Raw genomic sequence first — 22,706 nt, 5'->3', positions numbered from 1 at the left:
GGCTGTATCCCGTCCTCCGAGACGAGGCCCCACCGTGAACATGTCGCCGGCCGGCCGCCCGTCAGGGGGGCAGGGCTTGCAGACGGGCTGCGCCCGCTAGGAGTCCGGCGGGGCCGGGGATGCCGCGCCCCGCGATCCGGACCGTTCCGAGACCTGGCCCCGCTTGATGTGCAGGTGCCGCTCAGCGCGGTCGGCCACCGCCGAGTCGTGCGTGACCAGGATCAGGGTCAGTCCCCGTTCCCGCCACAGGTTCTCCAGCAGGTCCATCATCTCGTCGCGGGTGGCCTCGTCCAGGTTGCCGGTGGGTTCGTCGGCCAGCAGCACCTCGGGAGCCTTGACGAGAGCGCGGGCGACGGCCACGCGCTGCTGCTGGCCGCCCGAAAGTTCGGAGGGAAGGTGCGCGACGCGCTCCGCCAACCCCACGTCGGCAAGCGCCCCTTCGGCACGCCTGCGGCGCTCGGCACTGCCCGTACCCAGGGGTGCCAGCGCCGTCTCGACATTCTCCACCGCCGACAGCGTCGGGATCAGGTTGAAGTTCTGGAAGACGAACCCGAGCCGCTTCGCGCGGAGCCGGGCGAGGCTGCGCCCGCCCGCCGCGGATAGGACGGTGTCGTCCAGCTTGATCTCGCCCGAGGTCGGCCGGTCCAGGGCGCCGAGCATCTGCAGGAGGGTCGACTTGCCGCCGCCCGTGGGCCCTTGCACGGCGACCGACTGCCCCTTGGGGATGGTCAGGTCGACGTTGCGCAGGGCGTGCACAGTGCCCCGGGACTGCTGGTAGTTCTTCACCAGGCCGGTGAGTGTGTACATGTCGGACTCCTTCGACGGGTGGGCTCGGATCAGGCCAGGGACCGCAGCGCTTCGGCCGGGCGCAGCCGGGACGCGCGCCAGCCGCCGAAGGCCCCGGCGAGAAGCCCGCCGAGAGCCGCCAGCGCTACCGCGACGACGATCAGCTGCACGGAGATCGGCGCGGTGAGAACGACGTCGGAGGCCTGGTCGCCGCCCTGACCGGGCATCGCCCCCATGCCCCCGCCGGGAGCCGAGGACGTGCCGCCGCCTGCGCCGCCGGGTCCGCCCGCGCCGCCGGGTCCCCGCCCGGACCCGCCGCCCGAGGTACCCGAGGTGAGTGTGAACTCCGCGGCGTTGACGGCCAGCACTCCCGCGACGCCGACGGCAGCGCCGACCACACCGCCGATCAGCGACTGCACCACCGACTCGCCGGCGACCTGGCGCACCACCCGGCCGTTGGACCAGCCCAGGGCCTTGAGTGTGCCGAACTCGCGGGTCCGCCGCGCCACACCCGAGCCGGTCAGCAGCGCAGCGATCAAAAACGCCGCGGCCAGCACGATCACCGACAGCCAGGTACCGAGTTGCGCAAGCAGGGAGGAGGCCGTGGCCAGCGATCCCGAAACGGTCGAGGCCAGCTCCTGCTGGGTGCTGACCGCTGCGTCGGGCAGCTCTTCCTCGATGCCCGCGCTGACCCCGTCGATCTCCGTCGACGATGCGGCCTGCACGTAGATGTCGCTGACCTCGCCGTCCAACTCGGCGATCTGCTGGGCGCTGCCGAGGGGGACGTAGACGTCGGTCGTGCCTTCGCCGGTGGCCGAGGTCGAGGAGACCAGCCCGACGATCTCGAACTCCTCACCGCCGATCTCCACGGTGTCGCCGGTGGCGAGTTCGGCTCCGGTCGCATAGTCGGAGTCGACGACGGCCTTCTGCTTGCCGGCGTCGTCCTCCGTCAGTGAGCGCCCGTCGGCGGCTTCGACCGCCGACATCGGGCCGATCGAGGACTTCCCGGGGTCCAGCCCCAGCACGGAGAAGGAGCCGACGTCGAAGGAACTGCCGCCCTCGCCGCCGCCTCCGTCGCCGCCGGTCGGCGGGCCTCCCTGACCCTGGCCCTGGCTCTGGGCCATGTCGGGCATCTCGCCCTGGAAGCTGGTGTTGTTCAGCGAGAGGGTGGCCGCGGCACGCTCGACGCCGTCCACGCCGAGCACTGTCTCCAGAGCTGCGGCGTCGAAGGTGGCGGTTCCCGGCGCGGTGGTCAGCTGGGATTCGGCGAGACTGGTGCGCCCGTCCTCGCTCGTCCCCTCGCCGGAGCCGAACTCGAACCTCCCCGGCCCACGGCCGCCGCCTTCGCCGCCTCCGGCGCCGTCGCCGCCTCCGGCGGGCGCCGAGGCTTCCTGGGAGACGGTGATGTCGGTGCCGACGCCGTAGACCGCCTCCAAGGAGCTCTCCTGCGCGTCCTCGACGCCCGCCGACAGACTGTTCACGACCATCACGAGCGTGATAGCCAGAGCCATTCCGGCGGCGACGAGTATGGACTGCTTTCGGCGGTTGGCCAGCTCACGCCTCAGATAGGTGAAGAACATGGATGCATCTGCCTTCGGGTCGCGGTGCCTGCGGCTGCTCGCCCCGGGTCTGCCGGAGCGGAAGTTCTGCGCGGTACTGGGGCAGCACGTTAGAGACGGGGTGTGGCACAAGCCTGGGGAATGTGTAGGAGAAACCTGTGAAGGCGGCGCCGTGTCGGCGCGACAGCAGCCGAGCGGGGGGCGGCTGGTACTGCAACGGCACGCCGCGACGTTGTAGCCGCCCGCGGGTGTAGTGACGGGTGGCCACTCCGGCCCCAGCAGCACTCAGTCCGCGCGCCGCACGTGCCACGGCCTTCGGAACAGCCCGCTCGAGGTTCGACCGCGGCTGTACGGGATGGTGCGGCGTCGGCGGAAAATGCTGCGCAATGCCATGATCAAACTATTCGCATTCAATTGCGCACTAAGGGTAGTTATCCCTGTTGGTGACCCTGATTGCCCGGTTATGCCGGGACGACGCGCCAACGCGGCGGCACACTCTCCGGCTTCCGGACGGGGACCGCGGGTCGCCGATCAGAGGAAGGAGCCGCATCGCATGAAACTCTGGCGCACGACCGCGGCGGCCACCGCGAGCCTGACACTGGGAGCAGCACTCTCCGTCGCCGCACCCGGCGCGGCATTGGCGCAGGAATCGATACCGTCTCCGCCGCCCGACCTGGACTGCTCCGACGTCGAGCAAGACAACTTCGAGGTCAGTCCAGGCGACCCGCACCGCTTCGACGCCGACAACGACGGCATCGGCTGCGAAGACGACGAAAGCGACGACGGCGCAGAGGTCCCGGTACCGTCTCCGCCGCCCGACCTGGACTGTCCCGACGTCGAGCAAGACAACTTCGAGGTCAGTCCAGGCGACCCGCACCGCTTCGACGCCGACAACGACGGCATCGGCTGCGAAGACGACGAAAGCGACGACGCCAGCGACAACGGCGGCGGCAACGAAGCCGGCGAGGACGCATCCGACGAAAGCGACGACGGCACCGACACAGGCGCAGACACAGGCGCAGACAGCGGGTCCGACACCGGGGCCGACGACGGCACCGGCGACATGCCTGCGGGCGGCGTCGACACCGGTGGCGGTGCAGCATCCGAGTTCGACCGGGCGGCAGCACTGGCCGCAGCGGCGGTTGCGCTACTCGCCGGACTCGGCGTCGCGCTCATCCGGTGGCGTACCGGCCGCGCACCGGCAGGGCGCCGGTGAAGGCACACCGCACCCGCTCGAAGGGTTCCCGCCGCTCGGCGGGGACCCTGGCGGCCGGTATGGGGGTGGCCGGTCTGCTCATGGGCGGGGCCACCCTCGAACCCGGCGCCGGCCCGACGGCGGTTCCCGAACCGCCCCCGATGCTCGAGTACGCCTCCCCCATGGCCCCGGCGCGGCCGGTGTCACTGGAGATCCCCGCACTGGGCCTGGACACCAGCCGCTTCGTCCGCCTCGGACTCACCGATGGAGGGCAGTTGGCGGCCCCCGGTCCCTGGCAGGCGGTCGGCTGGTGGAGCGGCGGCCCCGCCCCTGGCCAGATGGGCGCCGCCGTCCTCGCCGGCCACGTCGACTCTCGCACCGGACCTGCCGTGTTCTTCGGCCTCGAGTCGTTGCAGCGCGGGCACCGGATTCGAGTCGGCCGCGCCGACGGCACCACGGCGGATTTCGCGGTCGAACGCGTCGAATCGCACGCCAAGAACGACTTCCCCACACAACGGGTGTACGCCCCGTCGCGCGAGCGGGCCGAACTCCGACTGATCACCTGCGGCGGCGCGTTCGACACCACGACCGGGCACTACACGGCCAACATCGTCGTATACGCCCGTCTGATCGGGTGACCCGCCCACATCGCCGATCGGCCTGCACCGGACACACGCCGCACCGGCCCTCGGCCCCGTATCCGGGCGAGTGCCGGTCCGTACCGGCCGTCACCGACGTCGCCCGGTCAACGCCCTCCTCGGTAAAGTGCGCGTCTCCCACCGGTCTCCCCGCCGGTGAATGCACAAGCCCGTCCACGAGCGCCAGCGCGCAGGCGCGCCGGGCTGATCGTCGTACTCGTCGCCCGGTGGGGGCCGGGAAACGTGTCAGCGGTCCCGCCGGTGATCGGGGCCGTCGGGGCGGTACTCCGGCACCGATCCCCCGGATCGGTGCTGAAGGTTTCGGTCGTCCCGAGCACGCTGGTCCGGGCGGCCGCTTTGCTTGGCGAGGTGCTTCGAGGCCATGCCGGTGGCCTTGTCGATGTGCCGGTTGTACCGGCCGCCGGTGCGCTTCTTCACGGTCTCGCTCGCCGTGTGCAGATACCGGTTCGCCTTCCGGGGATTCTTGCGGATGAAACCGAGTGCCTGCCGGAGCAGGCGCTGCAGGTTGGCCATGGTGCTCACCTCGTCCTCGACGGCTCTCGGGGAGCACGCCCCTCGGCATGCCCGGTCATGCGGCATGTCGCCCCGCACTCGGTTCGGGGAACGAACGAGGGCTCCCCTCGTGTTCCGCGCCCGGGCTGCGGGCCGCAGCTGCCGCGGCCCGTCCTGGAGCTCGCAGACGCGCAGACCTGCGCGCTCCCACCATCGCGGAGGAAGGCAGCACCCGATACACGGGGTCCGTTCCTCCGGCCGCCGCTGCACCACTCGGGTCAGCCGGTGAACAGGCGCGAAGCGGTGACGACGACGCTGACCACCGCGTAGCCCAGCAGGACCGCGACGATCGTCCACGACACCACCAGCAGCGGGGTGCGGCTCCGCTGGGCGGCGGGACCGGTCGGTTCGGACACCGCCCCAGCGGTTTCCGCGGGTGCGCCCGCGGAAACGGGGTGCGTCGCGGCGGGCTCGTAGAAGCGCGCGGCGACCGACCTGATCAGCAGATTGGCGACGAATCCCACGACCAGCAGCCCGACCATCGTGAACAGCGGAGCCTGGTAGGCGTCGCGCGTCAGAGTCCCGGGCTCGCCCTGAGCGTCCAGGAAGGCGTTGATGATGAGCGGTCCGGCGATGCCCGCCGCCGACCACGCGGTCAGCAGCCGGCCGTGGATGGCACCGACCTCGAAGGTTCCGAAGAGGTCGCGCAGGTAGGCGGGAACGGTGGCGAATCCGCCGCCGTAGAAGGAGGTGATGATGCCGGCGGTCACGACGAAGACGACGGTGGAGGTTCCGCCGACGGTGGCTGTCAGGATGTAGAGGATCGCGCCGGCACCCAGGTAGAACGCGTAGATCGGCTTGCGCCCCACGATGTCGGAGGTCGAGGACCACACGAACCGCCCGGCCATGTTGAACAGCGACAGCACCCCGACGAACCCGCCGGCCGCCGCCGCGGTGACGGCCGAGGTACCCGATGCGTCGCGGAAGAAGTCCTGCAGCAGCGGGCTGGCGTGCTCCAGAATGCCGATACCCGCGGTGACGTTGGTGAACAGCACGGTCCACAGCAGCCAGAACTGCGGGGTGCGCAGGGCGTTGCCGGCGGATACGCCCTCGGATCCGGCCACCGGCGCGCGAGTGTCCGAGGCGGGATCGTAGCCGTCGGGCCGCCAGCCTTTCGGGGGAACGCGCACCAGCAGCACGCCCATCATCATGAGCGCGAAATACCCCAGCCCCAGGGTGATGAACAGGCCGACGAGCGCTCCGCCGGAGGCCGCCGAACCGGAGACGGTGGCGTCGTAATCGGGATCGTAGAGTGCCATGAGCTGGTTGGACACCGGCGAGGCCACGAGCGCCCCGCCGCCGAAGCCCATGATCGCCATGCCGGTGGCCAGCCCGGGTCGGTCGGGGAACCATTTCATGAGGGTGGACACCGGAGAGATGTAGCCGATGCCCAGGCCGATGCCGCCGAGGAAGCCGTAGCCGAGGTAGAGCAGCCACAGTTGCGCAGTGGCGATACCCAACGCCCCGACGAGGAACCCGCCGCTCCAGAACAGCGCCGCGACGAGCATCGCTTTGCGCGGCCCGTTGCGCTCGACCCAGGTGCCTCCCACCGCCGCGGACAGCCCCAGCATCACGATGGCGATGGAGAAGATGATGCCGATCTGGGTCTGGCTGGCGTCGAAATGCGCGACCAGCGAGTTCTTGTAGACGCTGGTGGCGTAGGCCTGCCCGATCGACAGATGCACCGCCAGCGCAGCGGGAGGGATCAGCCAGCGGTTGTAGCTCCGGGACGCGACCGATCTCCCACGGTCCAGCACGCTCAGCGCGGACAAGCGGCCCCCTTGGCACGGCCTCGGGCCGCCGCGGCCCGGAGGGTGAGCTTGTGCACCCGGCACGCGCCGCGTGCCGATAGTGGACCCGGCGACGCATACCACATACAGACGACCGACGACATGATGCCACGGTCCCGTTGCAGAGGGAACCCGTGTGCGTCCGGAAGGCCGGTCGGCGGACTGCCCGCTGAAGCTGACGGATCGAAGGCACCCACCGCACCCAGTGCCGAACCGGCCGCCAAGCGGGGAGGCCGGCCGGCTGTAGGCTGACCGCCCGTGCCCCTTCTCGTCATCGGCGGCACCGAACTGCGCGGCGCCCACCGGTTCCGGATCCAACGTCCGCACGGTCGCAAACCTTCCGGATCGGCCCCTGGATTCCCGCACGCTGACGGGCGGCACCGGTCCGGGGCTTCTTACCGGCGGGATGAGGGGCCGTCTCCGGCAACACCGTGAACCCCCGCACCTCGACCCGGTTCGGGTGCATGCGCTACAGGCGAACCGTTCACGCCAGGGCCAGAACCGCCAGAGGCGCGGAGATCAGCGATCCCCAGCACACGAGGCGCTCGGGCCATGTGCCCGTGGCGAAGCGGGTGCGCCGCGGCAGGCCGATCATCGCCCAGCGGCGCCCCTTGACCGCGAAGGGCCACGCCAGTGGGACCCCGGAACGGGTCAGCCCGTCGCCGAGCGCTCCGGTGAGCATGCCGACGCCCACGACGGCGCCGGCGAAGGGCCCGTGCGCGACCCCGCCGTGGACCAGTGCCGCGGCGCCCAGCGCCGCCCCGAGCGTGACGACGGGCCAGCTCATCAGCCGCTTCCGGCGGCGCCCGCGCGGCAGGTTCTGGGCCAGCCCCAGCAGCCCCAGGCCCAGGGTGAACCACAGCACTGCGCCGAGGACGACGCCGCTCGCGGCGGCCCCCAGGCCGACCAGGACGCCGGTCGCGACTGCGGCGACGGGCGTATGCCAGAGGAACCGGTGGGCACCGTCGGCGACCGCGTCCTCGGGGGTGGCCGTGCGGCGGTGGATCTCGGCCGAGACCCACCGCGCACCGTGCGCGAGGCCGCGGGTCAGCGGGCCGTGGGCGCGGGCCACGGTGGAGTCGGGATGGTCGATGTCGGGCAGCAGTGCGGCCCCGGCGCCGAGCGCGGCGCCCGCGAGCAGTTCGGGCGGGCCGACGGACATGGCGGGGGCCATGGCCGCGGTGGTGAGGACGCCGACCAGCAGGCCGGTCGCGGCGTGGGAGGGCGCCATCATCGCTGGTCTCCAAGCGGTGCGGAGGGGAGGAACCCCGCTGAACGGCTTCTGGGAGGCGGCTCGTCGCGTGTCTCGGGGGCGGCTAGTCGATGACGTTGATGAAGAGGAGGAAGAACAGGAAGATCACCAGGGACGGCCAGTCGGAGAACTATCCGCTGAAGTTGCGAGGAGCCATAGGAAAGTCCTTCAGAGGAGGGCGTGTGCTTCTCGGGTCATCGTGACGCTCGGCGGAGACGTTTTCCGGTGCGGGAAACGATCACCGCCGGAATACGGCTCGGGGACCGCATCCGGGGACCCGGTCCCCGAGCGGCGATGGCCCGCGTCGGGTCGCCGTCGCGCCGCGGGATGCTGCCCGGTCTTCTCGGACACCCGTGAGAGCGGGGAACCCGCGGCCGCCCCCGTGCCCCCGTGACAACACCGGTCGGGCCCCACGTGGATATAGACGATCACGACGGCGGCGCCGAAAGACGCGTTTCCCGATTTCTTCTGATCTTCCCGCGAGGGAGGAACGACACGGTGATCATGCCCCGATCCCCCGTACGCGGGGACCGATCCGGCCGAGCAGGACCGATTCACCGTGGCCGCCGACGGCGCCGTCGACTCCGCCGATCACAGAGCCCTCGTCAACACGAATTCACCGGTTTCCCCATCTCCTTTATGCGTTCGCGAGGATAGAGAAGCACCGATGAAGTGACGATGCTGTACGCGACACGTAGCGCGAGACCGGGCAGGGCGGCGCGCGGGGCATGCCGCGCCCGCCTCACCGGTTGCGCGGTCCCTCCCGGACGAGGAACGGTTCGAGGATGCCCGGCGGACCGTCGGCCGCGAACGACAACGCGTCGTCCACCGCCATATCGAGCGCCTCGTACGCACCCTCGCCGGCCGCGGTGGTGACCGTGACCGAAGCCAGCCCCATCCTCCGCTGAAGCAGCGACTGGCGCACCGCGACTCCGCTCACCGCGTGGCGCCGCAGAGCCGCCGTGCCGCGGCTCATCATCCCCGAACGCATCACCAGATACGCGCCGGCGACAGCGTGCCCCAGCGCCCGATAGGCCGCCAGCGCCAAAAGCAGGGCCACCGGCCCGAGCACGACCGCGGTGATCCACCAGGCATCGGGACCGACCGCATCCGTCATCGCCCCCGACCAGGCGGTACCCGCGACGACGGTCCCCGTGAACAGGCTCGCCCACAGAAGGCGGCGCCGGAGGGCTCCCGCCGGATGGCGGGCGAGCCCCGCGTCGAGCGGGCGCTCCTCCTCCCCCAGGACACGATCCACCACCTGGCGGGCCACGCTCCGGGGCCCGCGGGGAAGGATCACCGGCGCATCGCTCCAGACGGACAGCCCGGTGGTGATGACCGAGGTCTCGGTCAGCCCCATCCAGCGCCACAGCAGCGGTTCGGTCAGCTTCGCGCCTCGGAGCCGTGCGTCGTCCCGGTTGACCTCGCGCGTGCGGAGCAGCCCCTGCCTCGTGCGGAGAACAGTCCCGCCGTCGGTCGTCACCCGGCTGAGCGTGAACTTCCAGTATCCGGTGAAGAAGCTGACGGCGAGGCTGCCGACACCGACGGCGCCGACCGCCGGCAATGCGAGGGCCACCGCCCCGCCCCACCCCAGGACGTCCGGGTCGAACACGCGGGCGGCCGGTCCCCACAGGTCGATGCCGAAGGTGGTCGCGAGCACGAACGCGCTCACCAGCAAACCGACCGCCGCGGCGTAGGCCCACACGTTGAAGATGTTGTAGACGACCCAGCGGTATCGGACCCTCGCGAAGACGTCCCCGTCCGGTTCGGTGCCGGCCGGTTCCTCGCCCGCGCCGGTCAGTTCGCGGCGCAGGCGTTGGGCGGTCTTCTTGGAGACGGCGTTCAGCGACAGCGCCTGCTCCCCCGCGGTGTTCTGCTGCCCCGCGCCGAAGTAGACCACCCGCAGGCCCGCCACGCGCATGCGCAGGTTCGCTTGGCTGTCCACGCTGCGAATGCGGTCCCGGCGCACCGAGCGGTACCTGCGCACGAACAGCCCGGTGCGCCGCTCCACGTACTCCTCGGTGACCCGGTAGCGCGTCTTGATCCAGCGCACGATGTTGTTCACCGAGGTGGCGACGCCGATTCCGGCGATGATCACGACCGGCCACAGCGACTCCAGGGTCGGCGGGACGTCGAACACCGCGACGGCGACGAGCGTGGGCAGTTGGGCAGCCACCAGTTGGACGAGGTCGACGGCGATCAGGCGCTTGTCCAGGCGCAGCCACGGCCGCTGCGCCTGGGCCTTCTCCCGTGCGGAGTCTTGGCCCTCGGTCCGGTCCGCCGGGCCGGCTTCCGCGGTCACGTCCGGTCCCCCGGGGTCCGCCGGGTGATCTCGGTGAGCCGCTCGGCCTCCTCGTCGGCGACGGCCGTGTCCAATCCGCCGATGCGAACCGCCCCGCGGGCGGAGGCGGTGGTGACCACGAGCGTCGACAATCCGAGGAGCTGCGCGAAGGGGCCGCGCAGCGTGTCGACGGTCTGGATCCTAGAGATCGGTGCCGCGCGCCACTCCCGGACCCACCAGCCGGATCGGGCGTAAACGGCCTCCTCGGTGGTCTCCCAGCGGTGGACCGCGTAACGGATCCACGGCGTCACGGCGGTGAGAAGGATGCCGGTCGCCACCGCGACCACCAGGGGCGGACCGAGCCACTCCCGGGCCTGCTCGACGACCGCGTAGGCGATCCCGGCGGCTCCGCAGGGGATGAGGGCGAAGACCGCGGCGCGCATCGCCCACCAGGCGATCGCCCGGCGTTCGACCCGGTTCGCCGGCGGCCGCAGCCGGATCGTGGCTGTACGCGGACTCTCCGGGCTCGGTGCACCGCGCGACCGCGGGACCGGGGTTCGGGATTCGGTCATGGACGGGGTCCTCCACGATCATTCGGGGGGCAACGCAACGCGCCTCCGCCGGCACGCGGAAGGGTCGGCGACCCGGTGTTCCCGGAGGAACCGGCGCCCGGATACTCCGGATCGGCAGCGGTCCGCGCCGAACAAAAAGGTTTCATCTGCGCGCATGCGTATCCGGCACTGCGTGGAACGCCTTCGCGGGCTCTCGGTGGTCGCCGGAATAGGAGCGAGGGGAGTCCTCGCCCTCCGCGTCGCTGTACCCGGATCGTATTCCGTTCCGACATCGTAGTCGACACCTTTGATCATCAGCTCACCGACCTCGTCTGCCGTCCTGGCACCCTCCCGATTACCGCAGCCGGACACCGCGCGGTCACCGGGCCCAACGATCCCGGAACCGGATCGGTTCCCTCCGGCCGGCGCTTCTTCGCCGTTTCGACCGCACCGGGCCGCCGGCAGGCCTTCGGGAAACGATCGGCCCGTATGGTTTCCGCTCGCATTCCGGATTTCTCGAACGCACCGGCACGAACGACCGATCATCGGGATCGAATGGCGCACCACCAGGCCAGCTTCCCCGAATTCCGCGGTACACGAAAGCAGCGGAACCGGTTTCGAATCCCGTCCTGCGGACAAGGGGTCGTGGCAATGAATCCTGCCGGTCCCCGCGGCAAGGTGTGAAACAGCCGTTCCCCCTCTCAGTTCAGGGCCGTCCGCCGTGCCGCACGGAGCCCTTCGCGGTTAGATTGCGGGTATGCCTCAGGTGACGATGCAGATCGGTGAACTCGCTACACACATCGGCGTCAGTACACGCTCATTGCGCTACTACGAGCAGCGAGGGCTCCTGTCGCCACCGCGGAACGGGAACGGTTATCGGGTCTACGACCGGGTCTCCGTCACCCGGGCCGGCAACATCAAGGCGCTCTTCGACGTCGGGCTCACCTACGAAGACGTCCGCCACTACATCGAGAACGGCTGCCTGGACCGGCCGCTGACCGAGTCGCCGCCCTGCCACGCGGAGTTGGACACGGTCCGGGAGCGGTTGGAAGGGCTGGACGAGCGCATCACGCTGCTGCAGCGCCTCCGGGACCGCTTGGCGTCGCACGGCACCGCCATCGAAAGGAGGATCGCCGCGGAGGGAAGCGCCTGACCCCGCAACCGGCACGCGCGCAGCACGCGGAGCCACGATCCCGGCCCGGGCGCGGCCGATACGCACCGAACCGCCGCACGCCGCCCTGCACCCGCGGCGCCACGCCCGCGGACTCCCGCCGTGCCCGCGGTTCCGCCGTCCGGCGGACGGTCCCCACGTCGGGGCCGCCGCCCTCCCGCAGCGGCAGGACCGCCTCCGGCGACGGGCCGGACCCCGCGATGCCGTGGCCGGTCGGGTTGACCTTGACACTGACGTCAACCTCCTACGTTCCCGGCATGGTTTCTCGTAACAGTGGTTCCGGCGGCAGCGGATGGCTGGTGTGCCTGCTGCTGGCCGCCTTCGTCATCGGCACGGACGATTTCGTGATCGCGGGCGTGCTGCCCGCGATCGCCGAAGAGCAGGCGATCAGCGAGGCAGCGGCCGAGCAGCTGGTCACCGTATTCTCGATCACCTACGCAGCAGCGGCGCCCCCGATCGCTGTCGCCACCGCTCGCTGGCCGCGCAAGGCCCTGGTGGTGGGCGGCCTCACGGTGTTCGCCGCGCTCAACCTCCTGACCGCCCTGGCGCCGTCCTATGCGGCGCTGATGGCGCTGCGGGTGCTGGCAGCCCTGATCGCCGCGTCGATCACGCCCGCCGTCTTCGCGACGGCCGCGCGGCTGGCCCGTCCCGACCGGGGACCGGGTCGGGGCGGCCGTGGGCGTCGTCGCCGCCGGCTTGACCGCCTCGCTGTTCGTCGGCGTCCCCGTCGGTTCGTCGCTGGGCGCGGCGTTCGGTTGGCGCTCGACGTTCGTCGCGGTAGCCCTGGCCACGTGCGCGGTCGCGGCCGCGGGCGCCCTGCTGCTGCCGCGCCTGCCCGGAGCGCCGGAGATCGGGGTACGCGAACAACTGCGGATCCTGAGCCGCCCGGCGGTGCTGACCTGCGTACTCGGCACCGTGCTGGGTGCCGGCGGCGGAATGCTCACCTACACCTACATCGGCCCGATCAGCCATGACCTGAGCGGGCAGAGCGGGTGGATCCTCGCCGGCTTCATCGGGGTCGTCGGCGCGGCCGGTGCGGTGGGCACGTTCGTCGGCGGACGGTTGACCGACCGGTGGGGAGCCGATGCGGCGCTGCTGGCCACTTTCGGGTTGCTGGTGGCGGCCACCCTCGGGCTCGCCGCTATCGGGCTGGCCGGAGGCGGGTCGGCCCCGGTGTGGCTGGTGGCCGCCGCGCTGGCCGTGTACGGCTTCGCCGGGTGGGGCTTCAACCCGCCGATGAACACCCGGGCGCTGCGGCTGGCCGGCGACGCCGGAACCGAGGCGGTGGCGCTCAATACCAGCGGTCTCTATGCGGGTATCGCGGTCGCCGGCGCGCTGGGCGGCAGCGCCGTCGCGCCGTCCCGCTGCGGATCCGACGGCGCCCACCGGACGGTAGTACCGCTGCGATCGCAGCCCACCGCACGGCACGGCCTCGGGGGTCACCGCGCGAAACGCCCCTGGACCGCCGTGCCGTCCTTGCGCATCAGCAGATGCCCGCGGCGGTACCGCTCCCCGTGGCGCGGCTCACGCAGCATCCGGCCGACTTCGGCGAAGCCGGCGTCGCCGGCCAGCCGGGCGAGATCGTCGACGGGCCACCGGTAGGCGGCCGCGACTCGGTGGTCGAACGCCGCGACCGGGTCCCCCTCCGACTCGAAGAACGCGAGGAGGAGGGGGCCGTCGGGGATGAGGACCCGCCGGAACTCGGCGATGTAGGACGGCATGTCCCGCGGTGGGGCGTGGATGACCGAGTACCAGGACACGACGCCGTGCAGCGCGTCGTCGGCCACGTCCAGGGCGTCCATGGATCCGACGTCGAACCGCAGATCCGGGTAGGCCCGGCGGGCGAGATCGATCATCGCCGGCGACAGGTCGACGCCGAAGGCCTCCAGTCCGAGGTTTCTCAGGTATGCGGTCACCCGTCCGGATCCGCAGCCCAGATCGGCGACGGGTCCGGCAGCGCCGGTCCGCGCGAGTTCGGCGAACGCGGTGAGCACCGCCCGGTCCAGCGGCAGTGCGTCGAGTTCGTCGCGGGCGAATTCGGTGTAGCGAACGGCCACGGCATCGTAGGCCTCGGCTGTGGCGTCGAGGTGCGCGAAAGGTTCGGTCACGCACCGGGACACTAGTGCCTTCCGGGTCTGGGCGCCGCACTCGAAGCGGCGGCCGCGAGGTCGTCGACGGGCCGCAGGGCCCCGCCGGGACATCACCCCTCGCCCGGGTCCAGCAGACCGCGCCGGAAACCGGCCGCGACGGCGGCGGCCCGGTCGTTGACGCCGAGCTTGCCGTAGATGTGCAGGACGTGGGTCTTGACCGTGGCCTCGCTGATGAACAGGCGGGCCGCCGCCTCCCGGTTGGTGAAGCCGCCGGCGATGAGCCTCAGGATCTCCGATTCCCGGTCGCTCAGTGGCACGGCGGGCTCGCGGACCCGGCCGACCAGGCGGCTCGCGACCAGCGGGGAGAGCACGGTCTCGCCGCGAGCGGCGAGGCGGACGGCGCGCATCAGCTCGTCGGGCGACGTGTCCTTGAGGAGGTAGCCGGTGGCTCCGGCCTCGATGGCGGGACCGACGTCGCTGTCGGAGGCGTAGGTGGTGAGGACCAGGACGCGGGCGCCGAGCCCCAATCGGGCCAGCTCGCTGATGGCGTCCACACCGCCCGTCCCCGGCATGCGCAGGTCCATGAGGACCACGTCGGGCTCCAGAGATCGGGCGAGCTCGACGGCACGAGCGCCGTCCCCGGCCTCCCCGACCGTCTCGAACCCCGGGTCGCCGGCGAACATGCCGCGGATACCGTCCCGGACGACGGGGTGGTCGTCGACGATCAGGACACGGACGGGTGCTTCACTCACCGCGGGGCTCCCTCGGAACGGCGGGAAGGGCGGCGGAGACCGCCGTACCGGCTCCTGGTTCGGACTCGATCCCCAGTGTGCCCGCCAGACGGGCCACCCGCTGCCGCATCGACGTCAGGCCGAACCCGCCGTCCGCGCCGCCGCCACCGGGTGTGCTCCCCGGGCCCGGTTCCGGGCCCGGAGCCGACGCGGGCACCGGGGCCGGTTCGAAGCCCGCACCGTCGTCGCGCACGTCCAGGACGACCAGGTCCTCCATGTAGGAGAGGGTCACCCCGACCCGGGTGGCACCGGCGTGCCCGGCTACGTTGGCCAGGGACTCCTGGACGGCGCGGAGCAGGACCGCCTCGACCTCCGCGTGCAGGGGGCGGACCGGTCCCGTCGCGGCGAAGTCCGCGCGTACCCCGTTGAGCCGGGACCACTCGGCCGTGGAATCGGCCAGGGCGTCGGGCAGCGGAGCGGTCTCCAGCGGCGCCGGTCCCAGGGCGTGCACGGACCTGCGGGCCTCCGCCAGGTTCTTTCGGGCCAGTCGGATGGCGTTGGCGACCCGCAGCCGCCACTCGGCACGGTCCCTCTCCGCCGCGTCGGCGACACCGGCGGCGCTCTCGGCGGACTCGCCGGACTCGGTGGACTCGGCGGGTTCCGAAGTGCTCCCGCCCCGTCCTCCGGCTCCGCCCTCGGCCCGTTCGGCCGCCTGGAGCTGGGTGATGATGCCGACGAACCCTTGGGCCAGGGTGTCGTGGATCTCCCGGGCCATGCGCTCGCGTTCGTCGTGCGCCCCGGCCTCGCGGGCCTGAACCAGCAGTTGGGCGTGGAGTCCGTCGTTCTCCCGGATCGTTTCCCGCAGCCGCTCCACCGTCCGCTTGCGCTCGTCGCTGCGTTCCGCGGTGACTTCGCCGAGGTGGCTGAACACCGCGACCAGGGGGACCACGGAGGCGACGAAGAACAGATACAGCAGGAGCGACGAAGGGGTGACGGGGAACCCGCCCATGTAGGCGGTGACGGTGACGGCGGCGGTGGCGGTCACCCCCGCGAATCTCCACCGGCCCAGGAGGAACTGCCAGGAGTACACGTATCCCATGAAGCCGAAGAAGCTCGCGAACCAGACGCCGCGGGTGCTGAGCACGGCGATCATCACGACCAGGGCGGCGACGAAGGCCGCCCGCGCCCCCGGTCGAAAAACCCAGTCGCGGTTCAGCCCGGTCATCGTCCAGACGAGGGCCGCCGTGAGGGCCACGATTCCGAGCGTCTCCAGGAGCCGCACCAGGGGAAGGTCCTGGGTGGCCAGGGTCAGGACGGTGGAGGCCGCCAGGAGAGCGTAGGGCACGGCGCCGGTGAGACGGCGCAGCCGCTCCTCCCGCAGGTCGAGGTCGCGTTCCGGCACCGTCTCCATGTTCACTCCCAGCGGAAGGACCTGGCCGCGACGAGGCTGACGACCACGGCGTAGACGGCCATGGTGACCAACGGCGACAGGGCGAGGACTCCGCCGCTCCAGACATCGTCGAGGCTCTGCCGCAGAGCGCCCATCGGGGTGTACTCGCCGATGAGCGCCAGGATATCGGGCATCCGGTCGACGGGCTGCATGACTCCGCCCAGGTAGGCCAGCGGGAAGAAGAGCAGCACGCCGAAGCCGTTGGCGGAGCGCCCGTTGGAGGCGAGCGCCGCGATGAGCAGACCGACGGAGAACATCGCGGCCGTGCCGAGCGCGAAGGCTGTCAGGAACCGCAGGGCCCCGGGCCCGTGGGCCCCGAGAAAACCGATTCCGACGACGAGCAGCAGGGTGACCCCGAGTACGGAGAGGACCAGTTGGAGCAGGAGCTGCACGGTGAGGAGGTTGCCGGGGCGGACCGGGGTCACCGAGAGCCTGCGCAGCACGCCCCTTTCCCGATAGGTCGCGAGGGTCGTGGGCAGCAGGTACAGGCCGACCAGGCTGATCGCCATGGTGACCGCGATCGGCAGGAGGACGGTGTCTCCCTCCTCGATCGCGCCCCCGAAGGCCACGAGGATGAAGAGCGGGAGGAGCAGAGCGAACACGGCGCCGGGTTCGCGCACCAGCAGCTTGGTCTCGACGGTGGTGAGCTTGGCGAGGATCTTCACGGCGGTTCGTTCCGTTCTCGGGGTGGCGGGCCGTCCGGGGCCCGATTCGGGCCGGGTCGGTCGAGTCGGTCGGATCAGGCGTCAGACCTGCAGGGAGCGGCCGGTCAGCGCGATGAAGGCGTCGTCCAGAGTGCGCTTGTCGACGCGCAGGTCGCGAACGAGAACACCCTCGCGGGCCAGGCGGGCGGAGACGGCGGTGGCGAAGTCGCCCCGCCCGGTCACGACGACCAGGTCGCCCGAGCGCGACACCGAGGCCACCCCGTCGAGGTTCTCCAGCAGGTGGCCCGGATCGGCGGTGTCGCCCTCCATGAGCCGGAGACTCATCCGATATTCGGTGTCGACACCGTCGATCAGCCCTGCGGGGCTGTCGAGCGCGACGACGCTCCCCTCGTCGAGGACCGCGACCCGGTCGCACAGCTCTTCGACTTCGTCCATGAAATGGCTGACCAGGACCACGGTCACGCCCTCGGCGCGTACCCGCTTGACCAGCTCCCAGGTGGCCCGGCGGGCCTGAGGGTCGAGTCCGGTGGTGAGTTCGTCGAGGAACGCGACCGTCGGGTCCCCGACCAGGGCCAGGGCGATGAACAGGCGCTGCTTCTGCCCTCCGGACAGCTTCGCGAACCGCGCGTTCCGCTTGTCCGCGAGGCCCCACCGCTCCAGCAGCTCCCGCCAGTCCCGGGGCTTGGCGTAGAACGACGCGTAGAGGTCGAGCGCCTCCCACACCTTGATGTTGTCGGGCAGCTGCGTGTGCTGGAGCTGGACGCCAATGTGCTCCCGAAGCTCCGAGCCCTGGCGGAACGGATCGAACCCGAGGACCCGCACCGCCCCGGAGTCGGCACGCCGCAGCCCCTCCACACACTCGACCGCGGTCGTCTTACCGGCCCCGTTGGGACCGAGTATCCCGAAGACCTCCCCCTCCTCAACGGAAAAGGAGACCCGGTCCAGGACCGCCTGGCCGCCGTACCTCTTGCCGAGCTCTTCGACCTCGATGATCGCCATGCCCGCAAGCCTGGCGGGCCGGGGTCCGGAGCGAATCGCCCGTCCGGTTCCGATGCGCCGCGGATCCGGCCGACCCCGGCATCCGCCGAACGGTGGATGCCGTCCTTCCCCGGCACCTCGCGAGCAACGGCGCCGGACCGGCACACCCTGCTTGTCCCGGTCCACCTGCCCGGGATCGCGCGGCCGGTCCGCCCGGCCGTCTGGCGGCGTCCGGTTCAGGCGGCCGCCGCACGCGCCGCGTAGACCTGGTTCAGCGGGTCGTCGGGAACCTCGTGGACGGTGACGTCCGCGAAGCCGGCGTCGGCGAGCATCCGCAGGGCCAGCTCCTCGCCCCACACCGTGCCGAGCCCGGCGCCGCCCTGGGCGAGCGAGACGGTCATGCAGTGCAGCGTACTCACGGAGTACAGGAGCGGCCCCAGCGGATTCGCGATGTTGTTCTCCAGGCGGCTGGAGGCCTTGATGTCCATCATCAAAAACACCCCGCCCGGTACGAGCGCGCGGTGCACCCGCCGGAGGACGCCGGCCGGGTCGGCCTGGTCGTGGATGACGTCGAAGCCGACGACCGCGTGGAACGGCGGGTCGTCCGGGAGCCGGGCGATGTCGAGGTTCTCGAACCGCACGTTCGCGGTCCCGGCCTGGGCGGCCTCGGCGCGGCCGGCGGCAAGTGCGTCGTCGCTCACGTCGTAGCCGACGAAGGTCGACTCCGGGAACCCGCGTGCGAGGACGACGGTGCTGTGGCCGGTTCCGCAGCCGATGTCGGCGACGCGGATACCGCGGTGCAGGTCGGTGACCAGACCGTCGGCGGCGGGCAGGACGGAGCCGACGAGGTGCTGGTCGAACGTCGCGCGGGAGAGCCCGTCCATGACCGCGGTGAAGTCGGGCCGGAACCGCTCGTAGGGGATGCCGCCGCCGTCGCGGGCCACGCTCGCCGCGTCGGCGACGTAGTGGGCGAGCAGCGTCGGCACCCGGCTCACCGGGGCCACGTTCCTCGCCCCGTCCCCGGTGAGGCACAGGGCGTGCTCGGGCGGGAGCGTGTACCGCTCGGCGGCGGGATCGTACTCGACGAGGCCTCCGGTCACCAGCGCGCCGAGGCACTCGCGCGTGTAGCGTTCGGCGAGGCCCGCGCGGTCGGCCACCTCCGCACTGGTTCCGGGTGCCTCGGCCAGCGCGTCCAGCAGGCCGGTCCGGTCGGCCAGGTCGATCATCAGCACGAGCATGCTCTCCACGTACGCCCCGAACACGCGCTCGGCGCACTGCTGGACCCGCTGCCCGTCGATCGTCGCGGTCATGGCGGCACCTCCGGTTCGTCGGAGCTCGGTCGGTTCCGAGTCGGGTCCAGCATGCGCGCCGGAGCCGCACGGCGGCTTCCGCGAAACCACGCACACGCCCGGTCGCGCCGTGGGTGTTTCCACGCATCGACCGGCGCACCGGCGGGCGGCCCACGCTAGGAGCCGCGGGGGTGGGCCAGCCCGTGCTCGAACGCGTAGCATGCCGCTTCCGTGCGCGAGGCGACGTCGAGCTTGCGGAAGATGTTGGCGAGGTGGCGTTCGACCGTCCGCTCGCTGATCGCCAGTGCGTGGGCGATCCTGCGGTTCGCGTGGCCCGCCGCCACGCACGTGAGCACCTCGGCTTCCCGCGGCGACAGGCCGCCGGGGAGCGCCCCCTCGCCCGCGGCGCCGGCCTCGGGCGGCGCGGCGAACGCACACCGGGCGCCTGCCGCTCCCAGTTCCGCGAACACCGCTGCGGCCGCGGCACTCGCGCGGGCCGCCGCGTCGACGTCGCCGAGGGCGTGGAGCGCTCGCGCGAGAAGGAACCGGGCCCGCGCCGCGTCGAATCGGGCGTCCAGTGCGCGCCACCGGCGCATCGCGTCCCGCAGCAGCGGCAGGGCGCGCTCCGCCTCGCCCGCGACCAGTCGTGCCGTTCCCGCGGCTTGCCGCGCGGCGGCCACGAGACCGGCCGTGCCGTAGGTGGAGGCGACGTCCCCCAGCTCGCCGGCGGCTCGGCGGGCCAGGTCGGCGTCGCCTGCGGCCGCCGCGACATCGACCTGTGCACTGAGCAGCGGCGCCCGGCCGAGCGGCTGGTCGGTACCGGCCAGGGCGGTACGGAGCTCCCTGCCGGCCGGGGCGCAGCAGCCTTCGGCGAGCCGTAGCAGGGCCCGGCCGGGCTGCGGATCCCGGCCGAGTTCATCCGCCCGATCGTAGGCGGCTCGGGCGCCGGCGAGGTCGCCACGGAGCCGGCACAGATCGCCGAGTACGTAGTGGCCCTCCGCGACCACACCGACGTTCATGTCGGCGAGGTCGCGGCACGCCTGGGTCGCGTGCTGCTCGGCGTCGCCCCACGCCCCGGCGAGGCGCAGTAGCTGGGCACGGTGCACCCGGCAGACGCCCGCGAACATCGCGGGGCTGCTGTGCCAGTCGCACCAGCGCTCCGTCGCAGCGGTCCAGTCGCGGGCACGGCGGAGGTCGGCCGTTTCGATGAAGAGACTCATCAGCTGGCAGTACAGGTTTCCCGCCCATTTGGGCGCGACCTCTCCTGCGCGTACCGGCAGCATCGCTTCGTCGAGCACCGCGAGGCCTTCGCCGACGCGCCCTTCCTTGACGACCGCGATGCCCTCGGTGACGAGTCCTCCGGCGTACAGCGTGCGATCGTCGCACCGGTCGGCCAGCTGTCGGATGTGCCGGGCCGCGTCGAGCGCGTCAGCGAAGCGGCCCTGGTCCAGAGCTTGGGCCGCCTCAAGATAGCGCAGGTAGCCGTGCGCCCCGCACTCGGGTACGTCCTGGAGGAGGCGGGCGGCGCGGCTGATCCAGCCCGAGCCGATGGTCGGTTCTCCCCGGATCAGCCAGAGGAAGCCGACCTCGACAGCGAGTTGCGCGGCTCGAGCCGCATCGTCGTGCTGCAGGCGGCAGCGGTACACCCGCTCCGACAGCGTCAGGGACTCGTCGTTGCGGCCCAGCCACCACGCCGCGTCGGCCAGCGCTGCCAGGTCGTCGACGCCGAGTTCCCCGGCCTCCCGCGCAGCGCGGAACTGCACGTAGGCGTCGTGCCAGCGGAGATCGGCGTAGGCGTCACGCGCCTGTTCGAGCGGGGCTTCCATCGGCCACCTCCCCACTTCGCGCTCCGCGAGCACCGCGGGTCGCCGGGCGGTGCGCGGCCCGGCGACCGACGGGCAGGTATCCGCTCCCTCTCGCCAGATTAGTGGCACCTCCGCGGCCGTGGCAGCCCCCGGGAAGCAGCGGACGCGCACGTCGGCACCGGACGGCACCGCCCACCCGGCGTTTCAGCTGCGCACGGTGTCCCGATCGGCGGGCCTGTCGGCTCGGCCCGCACACACCCGCCGCCGGACCAGTACGGCCGCCGCCGCCACCCACACCCCCGGCACGATCCACGGCGAGACACCGCCGAGCGCGTCCGCGACCGCGCCGATCGGGTTGGCGAGACCGACGCGGTCGAGCAGCCACCCGGTCGCGGCGATCGCCGTGACCGCGGCCGCGACGGTACGCAGCGGCGTGTAGATGCGCGTCCGGGAAAGGGCGACCAGCGGCGGCAGCACGATGAGCTGCATGATCTCGATGCCGAGGTTGAACCCGAGCAGGCTGAGGCCCAGCCGCAGGTCCGACAGGTCCATCGCGGCCAGCGTCATGGAGAACGCCATCCCGTGGACCAGGCCGAACGCACCCGCGACCAGGGGCTCTCGCCCCGGGAAAACGGGGCGGACGGCGTGGACCGCGGAGATGAGGATGCTGACGGCGATGAGCGCCTCGACGGGCTGCTGCGGAACGGGGAGCCCCAACGTTCCGAGCACGAGCGTGACCGAATGGCCGATGGTGAACGCGATGGTGATGGCGGTGATGCGCCGCACGGATCGGCCGGTCGGGGCGGTCCCGCTCTAGCGGCGCTCGACGGCCACAAGAGGCGCCGGCAGGAGCAGGGTGAGCAGGAAGAGCTGATGGTCCGTGCCTTCGGCGACGTGTGCGGTGCCGAGGGCGAGCATGCTCGCGAACCCCTGACATAGCCCGCCTTCGTCGAGTGCGACCTGGAGCGGGGCCACCCGTCCGGTGGCCGTGTCGATCGCGACCGTTCCCAGCCCCCACGCCGATCCGAACTCGCCGGAGGCCCAGTCGCTGTTCAGGATGGCGAAGATGTCGGCTGTCACGACCTGGTGGATGATGGCGTCGTAGCCGAGCGTGAAGGTGCGCAGATCGTCGGCGTGGGCGGGCGTGAGGGGCGCCTCCACGATGACGGGCGGGGACGTGCGCGTCCCCCATTGCCGCGTCCGGGCGGGGGCGACGTCGCCGAACCCGATTTCCCACATGCGCCCGTGCGGCGTCACGTCGAAATGGGCGCCGAGATAGTCGGTGATGCTCGCCGCGGTGTCCTCGTCGATACCGCCGCCGGTCGCGTCGATGCCGCTGGCGGTGGCGAGGTCGTCCGCGGGCGGGGTGACGGTCGCGGTGATGTCGTCGTCGTGGACGTCGAGCTCGATGGTCGTCGACGGCACCACATGCGCCGCGGCGGGAGCTTCGGCGAGCAGGACCGCCGCGCTTCCGACCGCGATCGTCAGCGCGGCGACGAGCAATCCGGGTAGGCGCATGCTCAGGAGGTCAGGCCGCCGTAGTCGTCGTCCTTGTCGCGCCAGACGGCGTGCGGGTGGACGCCGTCGAGCACGACGCCGTTCTGCATGGACATCTCGATCCAGACGGACGGACCGACGCCCCGGAACGACGGGGTCGCACCGACCGGTTCGCCGTCGGTGTAGGTGTTGGCGAGCGCGAGGTGGTGCCCGCCGATCACCCCCCGGGTACACAGGGGCTGGATCGGCGCGCTCATGCCGGTCAAAATAAGGAGACCCGGACCCCGATAACACTAAGTGCAGGCATAGCAACGATCCGCGTTTGTTGGTCCGCAGTCCGCGGGCCCTCCACCCGTGCGGGATGGACGCCCGATGACGGGTCGGTTAATGTAACCGGGCCCGTCG

General features: G+C 71.7%; 21 protein-coding genes and 2 pseudogenes. 5 read left to right on the top strand and 18 right to left on the bottom strand.

The annotated features are described in order from the left end of the window. Window positions 1–96: 96 nt before the first annotated feature. Window positions 97–807, bottom strand: a complete 711-nt coding sequence (locus tag HNR25_RS18100; RefSeq protein WP_184637028.1) for an ABC transporter ATP-binding protein — start codon at window positions 805–807, stop codon at window positions 97–99. A 29-nt stretch (window positions 808–836) separates the two neighbouring features. Further along, window positions 837–2,366, bottom strand: a complete 1,530-nt coding sequence (locus HNR25_RS18095; RefSeq protein WP_184637026.1) for an ABC transporter permease — start codon at window positions 2,364–2,366, stop codon at window positions 837–839. A 532-nt stretch (window positions 2,367–2,898) separates the two neighbouring features. Between HNR25_RS18095 and HNR25_RS18090 the strand changes: the two genes are divergently transcribed. Both HNR25_RS18090 and HNR25_RS18085 read left to right on the top strand, forming a co-directional pair. Then, the gene (locus HNR25_RS18090) at window positions 2,899–3,561 is read left to right on the top strand and encodes a hypothetical protein (RefSeq protein ID WP_184639739.1); all 663 of its coding nucleotides are present in this window, start codon (window positions 2,899–2,901) and stop codon (window positions 3,559–3,561) included. After that, on the top strand, window positions 3,558–4,178 hold the full coding sequence (locus HNR25_RS18085) for a class F sortase (RefSeq protein WP_221457684.1): 621 nt from the start codon (window positions 3,558–3,560) through the stop codon (window positions 4,176–4,178). Before HNR25_RS18090 ends, HNR25_RS18085 begins: the two co-directional genes overlap by 4 nt. A gap of 246 nt (window positions 4,179–4,424) precedes the next feature. Here HNR25_RS18085 and HNR25_RS18080 read toward each other — a convergent pair whose 3' ends face one another. The 5 genes from HNR25_RS18080 to HNR25_RS18060 form a co-directional block, all read right to left on the bottom strand. Beyond that, window positions 4,425–4,712: an antitoxin gene (locus tag HNR25_RS18080; RefSeq protein ID WP_246463732.1), complete on the bottom strand. Its 288-nt coding sequence runs from the start codon at window positions 4,710–4,712 to the stop codon at window positions 4,425–4,427. Between the two features lie 257 nt (window positions 4,713–4,969). After that, window positions 4,970–6,514 carry an OFA family MFS transporter gene (locus HNR25_RS18075; RefSeq protein ID WP_184639503.1) on the bottom strand — a complete coding sequence of 515 codons (1,545 nt, stop codon included), beginning with the start codon at window positions 6,512–6,514 and terminating at the stop codon, window positions 4,970–4,972. 511 nt (window positions 6,515–7,025) lie between these two features. Further along, entirely contained in the window at window positions 7,026–7,775 is a 750-nt protein-coding gene (locus HNR25_RS18070) for a metal-dependent hydrolase (protein ID WP_312862612.1), read from the bottom strand. A 760-nt stretch (window positions 7,776–8,535) separates the two neighbouring features. Next, window positions 8,536–10,095, bottom strand: coding sequence for a PH domain-containing protein (locus HNR25_RS18065; RefSeq protein ID WP_184637022.1), 1,560 nt, complete (start codon window positions 10,093–10,095; stop codon window positions 8,536–8,538). Next, window positions 10,092–10,646: a PH domain-containing protein gene (locus tag HNR25_RS18060; protein WP_184637020.1), complete on the bottom strand. Its 555-nt coding sequence runs from the start codon at window positions 10,644–10,646 to the stop codon at window positions 10,092–10,094. The genes HNR25_RS18065 and HNR25_RS18060 overlap by 4 nt, the downstream gene beginning before the upstream one ends. Window positions 10,647–11,382: 736 nt before the next feature. Between HNR25_RS18060 and HNR25_RS18055 the strand changes: the two genes are divergently transcribed. Further along, complete coding sequence (locus tag HNR25_RS18055; RefSeq protein ID WP_246463730.1) at window positions 11,383–11,778, top strand: MerR family transcriptional regulator; 396 nt, start codon at window positions 11,383–11,385, stop codon at window positions 11,776–11,778. A gap of 262 nt (window positions 11,779–12,040) precedes the next feature. Here the strand turns inward: HNR25_RS18055 and HNR25_RS26890 are convergent, their stop codons facing one another. After that, entirely contained in the window at window positions 12,041–12,229 is a 189-nt protein-coding gene (locus HNR25_RS26890) for a hypothetical protein (protein ID WP_312862746.1), read from the bottom strand. Between HNR25_RS26890 and HNR25_RS26885 the strand changes: the two are divergent. Both HNR25_RS26885 and HNR25_RS26880 read left to right on the top strand, forming a co-directional pair. Beyond that, window positions 12,141–12,395: pseudogene (locus HNR25_RS26885) on the top strand (MFS transporter); the annotation flags it as partial. The gene HNR25_RS26890 and the pseudogene HNR25_RS26885 sit on opposite strands and share 89 nt — an antisense overlap. Before the next feature lie 76 nt (window positions 12,396–12,471). Then, window positions 12,472–13,065 (top strand): annotated as a pseudogene (locus HNR25_RS26880) (MFS transporter); the annotation flags it as partial. A 170-nt stretch (window positions 13,066–13,235) separates the two neighbouring features. Here HNR25_RS26880 and HNR25_RS18045 read toward each other — a convergent pair. From HNR25_RS18045 to HNR25_RS18000, 10 genes are all read right to left on the bottom strand, one after another. Then, complete coding sequence (locus HNR25_RS18045; protein WP_184637018.1) at window positions 13,236–13,904, bottom strand: class I SAM-dependent methyltransferase; 669 nt, start codon at window positions 13,902–13,904, stop codon at window positions 13,236–13,238. Window positions 13,905–13,996: 92 nt separating this feature from the next. Further along, window positions 13,997–14,638, bottom strand: a complete 642-nt coding sequence (locus HNR25_RS18040; protein ID WP_184637016.1) for a response regulator — start codon at window positions 14,636–14,638, stop codon at window positions 13,997–13,999. Then, window positions 14,631–16,028, bottom strand: coding sequence for a sensor histidine kinase (locus tag HNR25_RS18035; RefSeq protein ID WP_184637014.1), 1,398 nt, complete (start codon window positions 16,026–16,028; stop codon window positions 14,631–14,633). The genes HNR25_RS18040 and HNR25_RS18035 overlap by 8 nt, the downstream gene beginning before the upstream one ends. A 2-nt stretch (window positions 16,029–16,030) precedes the next feature. Further along, on the bottom strand, window positions 16,031–16,732 hold the full coding sequence (locus tag HNR25_RS18030) for an ABC transporter permease (RefSeq protein ID WP_184637012.1): 702 nt from the start codon (window positions 16,730–16,732) through the stop codon (window positions 16,031–16,033). Window positions 16,733–16,813: 81 nt separating this feature from the next. Further along, on the bottom strand, window positions 16,814–17,731 hold the full coding sequence (locus HNR25_RS18025; RefSeq protein WP_184637010.1) for an ABC transporter ATP-binding protein: 918 nt from the start codon (window positions 17,729–17,731) through the stop codon (window positions 16,814–16,816). Between the two features lie 215 nt (window positions 17,732–17,946). Continuing rightward, a complete protein-coding gene (locus tag HNR25_RS18020) occupies window positions 17,947–19,020 on the bottom strand; it encodes a methyltransferase domain-containing protein (RefSeq protein WP_184637008.1) in 1,074 nt (357 codons plus the stop codon). 155 nt (window positions 19,021–19,175) lie between these two features. Then, on the bottom strand, window positions 19,176–20,825 hold the full coding sequence (locus tag HNR25_RS26060; RefSeq protein WP_184637006.1) for a response regulator transcription factor: 1,650 nt from the start codon (window positions 20,823–20,825) through the stop codon (window positions 19,176–19,178). Window positions 20,826–21,008: 183 nt separating this feature from the next. Further along, window positions 21,009–21,590 (bottom strand): HupE/UreJ family protein, encoded by a 582-nt coding sequence (locus HNR25_RS18010; RefSeq protein WP_184637004.1) that lies wholly within the window; start codon window positions 21,588–21,590, stop codon window positions 21,009–21,011. Between the two features lie 27 nt (window positions 21,591–21,617). Beyond that, window positions 21,618–22,322, bottom strand: a complete 705-nt coding sequence (locus tag HNR25_RS18005; RefSeq protein ID WP_184637002.1) for a hypothetical protein — start codon at window positions 22,320–22,322, stop codon at window positions 21,618–21,620. 2 nt (window positions 22,323–22,324) lie between these two features. After that, window positions 22,325–22,558, bottom strand: coding sequence for a DUF3500 domain-containing protein (locus HNR25_RS18000; protein ID WP_184637000.1), 234 nt, complete (start codon window positions 22,556–22,558; stop codon window positions 22,325–22,327). Window positions 22,559–22,706 lie beyond the last annotated feature (148 nt).

This window comes from Streptomonospora salina (assembly GCF_014204715.1).
In the GTDB taxonomy this organism is placed as follows: Bacteria; Actinomycetota; Actinomycetes; order Streptosporangiales; family Streptosporangiaceae; genus Streptomonospora; species Streptomonospora salina.
The sequence above is the reverse complement of the archived record's forward strand: the minus strand, read 5'-3'. Positions and strand labels throughout refer to the sequence as shown.

Bases quoted from the DNA above. Each gene is read 5' to 3' on its own strand.
- HNR25_RS18100 (WP_184637028.1), bottom strand. From the start codon at position 807: ATGTACACACTCACCGGCCTGGTGAAGAACTACCAGCAGTCCCGGGGC.
- HNR25_RS18095 (WP_184637026.1), bottom strand. From the start codon at position 2,366: ATGTTCTTCACCTATCTGAGGCGTGAGCTGGCCAACCGCCGAAAGCAG.
- HNR25_RS18090 (WP_184639739.1), top strand. From the start codon at position 2,899: ATGAAACTCTGGCGCACGACCGCGGCGGCCACCGCGAGCCTGACACTG.
- HNR25_RS18080 (WP_246463732.1), bottom strand. From the start codon at position 4,712: ATGGCCAACCTGCAGCGCCTGCTCCGGCAGGCACTCGGTTTCATCCGC.
- HNR25_RS18070 (WP_312862612.1), bottom strand. From the start codon at position 7,775: ATGATGGCGCCCTCCCACGCCGCGACCGGCCTGCTGGTCGGCGTCCTC.
- HNR25_RS18060 (WP_184637020.1), bottom strand. From the start codon at position 10,646: ATGACCGAATCCCGAACCCCGGTCCCGCGGTCGCGCGGTGCACCGAGC.
- HNR25_RS18055 (WP_246463730.1), top strand. From the start codon at position 11,383: ATGCCTCAGGTGACGATGCAGATCGGTGAACTCGCTACACACATCGGC.
- HNR25_RS18035 (WP_184637014.1), bottom strand. From the start codon at position 16,028: ATGGAGACGGTGCCGGAACGCGACCTCGACCTGCGGGAGGAGCGGCTG.
- HNR25_RS18025 (WP_184637010.1), bottom strand. From the start codon at position 17,731: ATGGCGATCATCGAGGTCGAAGAGCTCGGCAAGAGGTACGGCGGCCAG.
- HNR25_RS18020 (WP_184637008.1), bottom strand. From the start codon at position 19,020: ATGACCGCGACGATCGACGGGCAGCGGGTCCAGCAGTGCGCCGAGCGC.
- HNR25_RS26060 (WP_184637006.1), bottom strand. From the start codon at position 20,825: ATGGAAGCCCCGCTCGAACAGGCGCGTGACGCCTACGCCGATCTCCGC.
- HNR25_RS18005 (WP_184637002.1), bottom strand. From the start codon at position 22,322: ATGCGCCTACCCGGATTGCTCGTCGCCGCGCTGACGATCGCGGTCGGA.
- HNR25_RS18000 (WP_184637000.1), bottom strand. From the start codon at position 22,558: ATGAGCGCGCCGATCCAGCCCCTGTGTACCCGGGGGGTGATCGGCGGG.